Raw genomic sequence first — 8,534 nt, forward strand, 5'->3', positions numbered from 1 at the left:
CGAGGCTTTAGGAGAAGCTGCAACTTCTCCAAAAAGCTTGAAAATCATTTCAAAGCCTTTGATTTAGTGTTCTTTTATATCAATAATGGATTCGTTTAATGCCAGCATACTTTTTGAAACACCACCACATTTTTATTTCTTTCACTTGGTTCACCAAAGACTCTAATCGCTTCTGAAAAATCTATTTTTCCATCACTACCTTTGCTCAAATCCCCTTTATTTATGCGTTTGTAAATGCTTTGTCGGTTTAATCCATATAGCTTTGCAAGCTCCCCTACTGTCATTTTTTTCATGCGTTACACCTACAATCCCCTAATGTCTAGAATATACACTCAGGCGACAGAGGAGGGCTACATTTTTGGTCAATGTTTTAATATGAAGGAATATTTTTTTCTAAAATCAAACTCACTCTTGAACTCTGCCAGTTTTCAAGTCGTATTCTTTCTTATGGCCATACTCTCCCACATAATCGGCTTGTTTTTTGATGAAAGCCAACTCTCGCGCTTTTGCACGGGCAACAGCTTGTGCATCATCTTCCTCTTGGTTTGACTTGAAGTTGAGCAGCAGCATGCCACTCAGGGCGACAAGGAAAAAGGCTAGATGTTTTTGAGTATATTTATTCACCTCGAACTTCCCCAAAGTCTTCAAGATCTGCTTCAATCCAACCTAATTCTTGAATCTCTTGATCTTTTTTCAGCACATACTCACTGGAAGCTTTAGCAAAATCTGCTTCTGAGAGCTTGAAGAATTCACGCGGCAATTCATAACCTGCTGTCTCATAGAAGTCCCTTCTTCGCCAGTATTCATTAAAGGTAGTAGCATAGGTTTTGAATTGTTTTTCGGCATATAGCGTCATTTCAGGCAAGCATTCTTTAGTCCAGTTGGTTTTTCCGTTGGTCTTGGTTTTGAGTAGCTTCTTAGCTGTAGCAAGCTGTTGGCCTGCTTGTGTCCGTGCGCCACGATCCATCGCCCAAACTTCAAAATGGCGAAGCATCTTTTTAATGTCTGCTATAGCCACTTCCTTTTTCGTGTCCGAAATGTATTTATTTATGGACTTCTTAAGCTCTTCTTGAATTTTTCCCATATCCTGAGTGGAGTAACGCCAAGTCCATCCAAAGTTCTTCTTCGGTACTTTAAAATTTTTGTTTTTTTCACTGATAGAGCGAATTTTGTGATTAAACCGCACCAATTCCATTGTGTAATGCGTGATTTTGACTTGGATGTGAGGCTGTCTAAGAATGAATTTGAAGTCTTGTTTATCTTGGAAGTATTTATAAATCAGATCTAATTCCTGATTTAGTTCTTCTTGAGTCCATGATAAGCCTTGTTGAACGCCAATTTTTGTTGGAATACCAACTAAACGATGGTGCTCTCTTGTTCTTGGCGTTTTCACTAGCAGGTAAAAATGCCAAAGCCCTGATTCAAATAGATCGTGGTAAACAATCAAAGTAGCTACTGGCTTCCCTGAATTTAGGCGATCTGTGCGGATCTTCGTACTTAATTCTAGATCGTAGATCTTTTTTAATTCTTCAACCTTCTTCTCGGCTCTGTCCAATCCCTTGATCTGAAAATTTGTCCAGAAATAAGCACCACGGGAAACGTGATACTTAATTTTTTGCATCGTGAACTTGGTGGTTGGGCTGAATGAAATCATGCGTTATTAACACTTCCACGTAATATGACAATACAGAAAAACCGTAATATGACAATACGGAATCTGCTCAAATATGACTCCATTATGCCTAAGTAATATGACAATAGAAATTCTTTTATTTAAGGCTTCTAGCCTTAATAACTGCCTAATAGTTTTGCGAAGCAAAACTCCAAAAAACTTCGTTTTTTGGTAAAAATCGGCACATGACGTAATGTGACAATTAAGCAATTCCTAGACGGTATTTGACATGCCGATTTTTCCACCGTAATCTGCTCCTAGCATTAATTCATTTTGGGAATGACCATCCTGTTTCTCTGTATTCATGATGGTCACCACCCATCATGAAAAGGCTTCAATTTTACTTAAAACACTAAGCCGTGCCCTTCGGGGATACTTACGGTGTCGGTTGAACAAGTAGCTTTTGTTCAACACTGAATATGATGTTTTTTATTCAGATGACTTAATTTGGTGGCTGGAGTAGCGGACCGCATACGAAAGTATGCTCAGTACGCTGCAACGGGGGCGGGGGCAATGAAAAAACCCTCTCTATCCTCAATCCTTCCTGTATGGGATTTTAAGTAATTGGGCGACAAGGAAACGGGAGCCTATAAGGTCAGAAATGGCTGAAATGGTGTGAGGTTGGGAACGGCCTTGCTAGATGAATTTCCGAAGAGGAAATTTTTCGAAACCCTCCACAAACGAAGACTGCGAGCACTGACAGGAGGTCGGCCTAGCGGAAGGCTAGGGTGCGTTAAAAGCAGCATGTGTCTGTGAGATTGCACAACATTTAAGTCGGTATTTATATTGGCTTTAAGATTGAGTGTTCTCAATCTTATGTTGGTCGGATTAATCCGAATCACAGGCTCATTGTCACACACGAGGGCTTCAATGTTCATCAGGAGGTGAACTGTCAAAACGTCCAACAGGGCGAGTTTGGTGGCACTATCGAGTCAAGTCTGAAAAGATGGCAGCTTGGTAGGTCGATGGATAGCTTAACCGTGTAAAGGCCTAACGAAAGTTTGATTACCTGCAAAGGGGGCTGTGTGGAAAGGCTTAACTGCTTTACCCATGTTGATCACGTTTATGCCAATATCCCGATGGATTCTTAAGGAGTTGCAGTTGGGGGAAAAAAGGAGGTAGTTAAACGTGCTAGTGGATAAGCGAAGTGAGTCATTAGTAGTGAAGTGGTAACTTGGGAAGGGACTTAATCAGATAACGTGCAAACTGGTAAAGCACGGGTGACAAGAGTACAGGTGACAGATGTACTAATGTGAGAGTCCTGAGAGCGAAGTTGAGTAGCGCATATAAGGCGGTTTTTTACCGTCGAAGTTGTGGTCAAAGAGTTCTTTTGAACACTTTGGCTAAGGAGAAGTTTAACCGCATCGAGCCTGAATCGGTGGTAAGGGTACGCTTGTTTTGCATAGCACGTAAGTGGTTTGCAATAACCTTTAAGGATTTCCTCACAAGAGTTCTTTAAGTCTTCTGCGAAAAATGGATCTGGCAAATCAAGAGGTTGATTTTTTAAGTTAAAAAATTGAAATGTGGTGTGAGAAACATTGGTAGTGTTTGACTTTGCTGTGGTGGCTTAGTCTGAACAAGTTAATGCTAGTGATCTACAATGGGTTTGGTCACCCTTTGAGTTATAGATCACGTCTTACCAGTTGGATAAATAATTGGTTAATGATCACACGGTCATGAAAAATAATAGTGCTGCACTCGTTTCCATAAGGTGCAGAAAAGACTTGTCTATATGCAGGTCAAAATCAGGGGAAACAACAAGGAATGAACCTTGTAAAAAAATGCTCTAATGTTAAGACCACACTTGCACCTTTGCAGTGTGGTCTTACTTTTCTTCAATGTCTGAACATTTGATTAGCTCTAAAAGCTCACTATTTGCGTTTTAAGGTCGTTTTCGCCATGAACAAGGAAATATAAAGAAAGGTAAGAAAAATTGAAAATAACGCAAACCATGAACTAGACTTAAATTAATCATACGAATTGAAATCTTCAAAACCTGCAGAATTCAAATTTTCATAAAATTAGCCTAAGCAAATATGTAAATGTAAAACCGTGGAACATATTTAAGATTGACCTAAATGACGCACAAAGGCGCTAAGATCTGATTTAGGCTCACTTGGTACACTTCATTTATCCTCTTTTAACCATTTGCTTACTGAGGTTTTACTCACTTTCAAAGTTTCAGCAATCTTTCTAATACTTAAGCCTTCTTCCTTTAACTTCTTTGCTTCGTTTCTCAATGGCTCAAACTGGGAAGAACGTACAGCTCCACCTTTCTTACCACCTAAACTACCTTTTCGAGTCTGGCGATCAATAAACTCTTGATAACAGTAAGAGTCCTTTTTCCAACAATAACGGCTAATGCTCTTCGCAATATTTTTTATTTCGTTGTAGTCCAGTGGCTCAGTTAAACCCTCGTTAATACTTAAGCAATGATCAATCATCGTGTTTTGCCACTGTGCGTAGGTTTTCCCTCTAAATTTACGGACTTCAACATAGGCAAACTCGCAAGCGGTATAGAAAACATAGCAATTTCTGCCAGCTTCTTTTGCTTCTTCCTTCGAAAATTTTACTAATTCTTTTCTAGGATCTTCCCTTTTGGGAGGAATTTTTAATATTTGGGCTAACTCATAAAGGGTGTACGGTTCATCACGAAGGTGTGTTGTTCTCCAATTGGGAGAAACGGGGTTTTTAGAAAGTAACCCTGCATAACCTCGGTCAGCATCAAAGGCTTCTGTGAGTTCGATCTTTATATGGTTATAAAAATTTAATGATTTCTGAGGCTTATCATTTGCAGAACTTTTCCTCCCATACTTGACTTCGTACCGTTCTTGGCTTCCTTCTGGTAAGCCACGGGTGTCAATAATCGGGTACTTTAGCTTGAAATAGGCGTGAGCCTTACCGTTGTCAAAATTAGCTACAACGAAGTTTGGAAGCGGTAAACCAATCCGACAATAGACTATTTCCGTTAAGGCATTTTCATAATCCAAATCTAGAATGATGAAGGTTTTACGGAAATGTGTATTGAATTGAATATAAGGGTAGTGCAAAGCTTTCTGTCTAACACTCATAGTTAGACGGCTGCCCTTTTCTTTTACACAATATGGTTTAAAGGGCAATACGCCCAATATTTGTTCTTCAAAAGAACTTTTACATTTTTCGGTCAATGTTTTTATCCAATTTGCATTGTTTTTTCTCAAAGCAATAGATAAAATGACCAAAGATTCTAGGGGCGGTCATTCTAATGCTCTGTCCTGAAAAAGAAGCCCCCACTCGCCAAAGTTATGGGCTTTTTTTTCGTCTTTTAAAAAGTATTACTTATTTGAAATAATAAATAATTTCGAAATTTATCAATACTCATTACTTCACGTCAATTACTTAATTCGTTCTTACATGTTTTAAATTTCATCCTAGTTTTTGCTCTCAGCTATATCTAGAAAATGCTTTCTTTTTACTTTTTCAATAATAGCTGCTGGATCAATGCCATTAGTTTTTAGTTCTGCAAGCAAAGTTATAACTATCGCTAAATTTAAGGGCAAAACTCCCTTACTTTTGTAGTTAGTAACTGAGTTAGGATGCATCCCTATAAGGGATGCAAAGTCCTTAATACTTAAACCACTATTAATAAGTTCTGTCTGAAATTCACTATAGGTCATAGTTAAGTACATCTATGATTTTTTCAAAAAATAGCACACCATAAACGTGAAAACAAATATATTATGTGTTTAATGGGGTCCTAAAAACCGATCCCCGTTAAAATGAATCATGTGTTCAGGTTCATTAGCTAACCAAACTTCAGTTTCCCATGCCACATCGGCAGAATATTTTCTAAATGTAGCTCTATCAGGAAATGCTGTGACATACACACAACCTAGATGGGTACTCTCCAACATAGTCTGTAATTCTTGCCATCTTTTTTCTGAGATTGGGCCGTGAGTTGTGACTGCTTCTATCAAATAGAGCCATTCCTTTTCAGGATCGAAAGCCACAACATCAGGTAATTTATCTTTAGCAAGCTCAGGGATTCCTAATTTTGCGAACCATTCTGAGTTTAAAAATGCAAATTTCCCACCAGTTCCATCAATACTTGCTGTGTCCCCAACATATAGAAGTCGTGTTTCTTCACCTGCAAACTGGGGTAAAAATGTGTGAATAATATCTGCTTGTAATTGGTTATGGGCACCTGCTGAAAGGCGCAACGGCTCTACCATATACGGTAAATTAACCAAAACTTGCGTCTTAGCCACACGTTTTTTATGAGCCTTAAGCAATAATTTAGCGTTAATTGCATGAGTTTCGGCTTCGCTCTTCCAATCTCCATTAGGCATTTTTTTTAAAATTTTTATCACTTCAGCATTTAGACTGTAATTCGTTTGACCACTATTGGTTGGTCTTGTTAAGTCATCTCTATTTTTAGTTACAAGCCCATGTTGCATGAACTGATGTAATGTTTGTCGTCTAATAGTTTCACGGGTATTTGCTTTATATTCTTTAAGATAAAATACAGCCATAAATGCCATTAGATCTACGGTACGGTAGAGACTATTTGTAACACTGTCCCAATCATCAGAAGGCTTTAAATTAGCTAAAGCAAGTAGTGTTAAACACGCCCTTTCATTCTGTTGAGCAGGAGGTAAACCAAAAGCCTTCAACAACTGCTGTGCTTGATCAATTTTAGACTGTATATCTTGATTCATATTTAATCCGATCTTTTAAAAATTCGTCCGTTTGGTCTTCGTCAATTTTTCCTGCTAGCCAATCCAAACCTAACTCTTCAATTACTTCTTTCGAGCAGAATTTTAAGGTTTTTATCTCTGTGGCATTTACCTGAGTGTTGCCAGAGATAGTTCTAAAATAGGTATCAAACAAATTCGAGCGTAATATCAAAGCTAGACCATACGTTTCTTCAAGAGTCATATCTCGTTCTTTGTGGCCAATAAAATTAATATGATTTTCTAAAGCTACAAAATCTTGTTTAAAATTAGATGCTTCATATACAGAAGCACCAATTCTCTTCTTTTCATCTTTGGAACTAATTCTACGAATTAGGACATAGTTTTTATTAGGTACTAACCACTTACTCGCACCCTCAATTAAATAAAATCTCTTATCCTTCTTATGAGATCCATCAAATACAACTTTTAAATCTTGTAGATTATGTGCATTGATCAAGGGTAATGAATCAGTTTGAGTGGGTTCTAAAAACTCTTTTGAACGATATTCAACTACTGGACCTGTTGAAATGAAGTAACCCATTTCATCAAATGTATTTCCCCAACTTTCAACCAAAGATAGAACTTCTGCATCTTCTTGGCTTTCAGGAATACGAATAAAAGACTCACTAGAGGTACTGTCTAAAAGCAGATCAGAGTCATAATCGTTAATCTCTGATTTATTGAGATCATCTACGCCATTTGATGATGAAACACGGATATTAGATTGCTGTAGATCCTTCACAATTTTGAAAATGACATTTTCTTGAAGTACATCACTCTCTTTAAAAGCATCTTTTCTTGATTTAAAAATATGGATTGCTTTTAAGCTATTGTTTTTAAGTAAATATTTTCTAAATCCTTTGAAATATAGCCCATTGGTAAAACTACGAGGAGTAATAAAAATTAGCTCTCCTTGTGGAGCTAAAAGGCTTAATGCTTTTGCAACAAACAGAGCATAAATATTAGGATCACCCTTAAATAAATGAGCCATTGATTTGGCATAAGGTGAAGTTTTCACAGAATATTTAAAATATGGAGGATTAATACAACAAACATCGTAGGTCTGATTGTTTTTTTCTAAGATAAAATCTTGATTGATTACCTCATAACTAAATGAAACTTCTTCATTTTCTTTTAAAAAAGTATCTAAATTTTCTTCTAGTAATGGAATAACTAAATCATCTTTCTCATAGGCTGTTAAATGTAATTTTTTAAAGCCTAATTCTTTTAATTTTAATAATGCAGAAATCCCCAAAATACCTGCACCTGCACCTGCATCTAGAACACTAATAGATTGGCTCTTATCTTTATCAAGAGTGATCAAACTAGCCATGAATGTTGCTATTTCACTAGGTGTAAAGAATTGCCCCAACTCCTTTTTTTCACTGGAAGCTTTCGTCTGTAAAAACTGATTTTGGGTAATAGAGATGTTTGAGATCATAAGTAAATCTTAAATAGGACAGTGCAATTGTAGTGTATGTAAGGAAATAAACAGTAAATCGTTGGCTAATATACGAGCCTTCACTCATCAAATACGGCACTAACAACTCGACTAAATAAGCCCTTTCTCTTTGGTCTCTTCTCTTCTTCAAGGATAGGCTTCGGAATTAGATGTTCTTCTTGCTTCTTTTCAAGCTCAGGTAGCTTAGAAAGAACTGGATCACTCTGTTGTTTCTCTACACTACCTTGTACTGACGATTTAGGAGCTGTTAAAAGAGTTTGAAGCAAATTAATACTACTATCCTTAGTTTTGATTTGTTCCTTCAAGAAATCTTCTGTTTCTTCGGCTTTTCTAAGCTGTTTCTGTAGCATTTCAACTTGTAACCTTAAGGTGTCTACTTCTGTCTGCTGTTGTACCTGAGTAGACTGTAACGTAGTTACATTTTTGGTGGTGTTTCAAAAAGTATGCTGGCATTAAACGAATCCATTATTGATATAAAAGAACGCTAAATCAAAGGCTTTGTAATGATTTTCAAGCTTTTTGGAGAAGTTGCAGCTTCTCCTAAAGCCTCGCCTGATCCGATGCCGTAATCGACAATTATTGCCTTCTATACCCACAGTGAAAAATTTACCAATCAACTGTTTGCATTCTTTAAAGGTCGTAACAAAGCTATCCCAATGGTCACTTGATATACATGTATAGCTTA

Annotated in this window: 8 protein-coding genes and 2 pseudogenes; 1 reads left to right on the forward strand and 9 read right to left on the reverse strand. The window is 37.2% G+C overall.

Annotated features, from left to right (window positions below):
- A pseudogene (locus tag FTT84_RS15705) lies at window positions 1-99 on the forward strand (IS1 family transposase); the annotation flags it as partial.
- A 14-nt stretch (window positions 100-113) separates the two neighbouring features.
- Here the strand turns inward: FTT84_RS15705 and FTT84_RS15710 are convergent.
- The 9 genes and pseudogenes from FTT84_RS15710 to FTT84_RS15750 form a co-directional block, all read right to left on the reverse strand.
- Window positions 114-293 (reverse strand): annotated as a pseudogene (locus tag FTT84_RS15710) (DNA-binding protein); the annotation flags it as partial.
- Window positions 294-405: 112 nt separating this feature from the next.
- Window positions 406-624, reverse strand: a complete 219-nt coding sequence (locus tag FTT84_RS15715; protein WP_180027351.1) for a hypothetical protein — start codon at window positions 622-624, stop codon at window positions 406-408.
- Window positions 617-1,654 carry a hypothetical protein gene (locus FTT84_RS15720; RefSeq protein ID WP_180027352.1) on the reverse strand — a complete coding sequence of 346 codons (1,038 nt, stop codon included), beginning with the start codon at window positions 1,652-1,654 and terminating at the stop codon, window positions 617-619. The genes FTT84_RS15715 and FTT84_RS15720 overlap by 8 nt, the downstream gene beginning before the upstream one ends.
- A gap of 2,144 nt (window positions 1,655-3,798) precedes the next feature.
- Window positions 3,799-4,839, reverse strand: coding sequence for a replication initiation protein (locus FTT84_RS15725; protein ID WP_180027346.1), 1,041 nt, complete (start codon window positions 4,837-4,839; stop codon window positions 3,799-3,801).
- 243 nt (window positions 4,840-5,082) lie between these two features.
- Complete coding sequence (locus FTT84_RS15730; RefSeq protein WP_180027347.1) at window positions 5,083-5,328, reverse strand: tellurium resistance protein TerC; 246 nt, start codon at window positions 5,326-5,328, stop codon at window positions 5,083-5,085.
- 69 nt (window positions 5,329-5,397) lie between these two features.
- A complete protein-coding gene (locus FTT84_RS15735) occupies window positions 5,398-6,369 on the reverse strand; it encodes a BsuBI/PstI family type II restriction endonuclease (protein WP_180081779.1) in 972 nt (323 codons plus the stop codon).
- A complete protein-coding gene (locus FTT84_RS15740) occupies window positions 6,347-7,828 on the reverse strand; it encodes an Eco57I restriction-modification methylase domain-containing protein (protein ID WP_180081788.1) in 1,482 nt (493 codons plus the stop codon). The genes FTT84_RS15735 and FTT84_RS15740 overlap by 23 nt, the downstream gene beginning before the upstream one ends.
- Before the next feature lie 80 nt (window positions 7,829-7,908).
- Window positions 7,909-8,199 (reverse strand): hypothetical protein, encoded by a 291-nt coding sequence (locus FTT84_RS15745; protein ID WP_180081789.1) that lies wholly within the window; start codon window positions 8,197-8,199, stop codon window positions 7,909-7,911.
- 102 nt (window positions 8,200-8,301) lie between these two features.
- Window positions 8,302-8,534: IS1 family transposase (locus FTT84_RS15750; protein WP_257218539.1), on the reverse strand; the 233-nt coding region annotated here is incomplete at its 5' end.

It is taken from the genome of Acinetobacter sp. YH01019 (assembly GCF_013420285.1).
Lineage (GTDB): Bacteria > Pseudomonadota > Gammaproteobacteria > Pseudomonadales > Moraxellaceae > Acinetobacter > Acinetobacter gandensis.

Bases quoted from the DNA above. Each gene is read 5' to 3' on its own strand.
- FTT84_RS15720 (WP_180027352.1), bottom strand. From the start codon at position 1,654: ATGATTTCATTCAGCCCAACCACCAAGTTCACGATGCAAAAAATTAAG.
- FTT84_RS15730 (WP_180027347.1), bottom strand. From the start codon at position 5,328: ATGACCTATAGTGAATTTCAGACAGAACTTATTAATAGTGGTTTAAGT.
- FTT84_RS15735 (WP_180081779.1), bottom strand. From the start codon at position 6,369: ATGAATCAAGATATACAGTCTAAAATTGATCAAGCACAGCAGTTGTTG.
- FTT84_RS15740 (WP_180081788.1), bottom strand. From the start codon at position 7,828: ATGATCTCAAACATCTCTATTACCCAAAATCAGTTTTTACAGACGAAA.
- FTT84_RS15745 (WP_180081789.1), bottom strand. From the start codon at position 8,199: ATGCTACAGAAACAGCTTAGAAAAGCCGAAGAAACAGAAGATTTCTTG.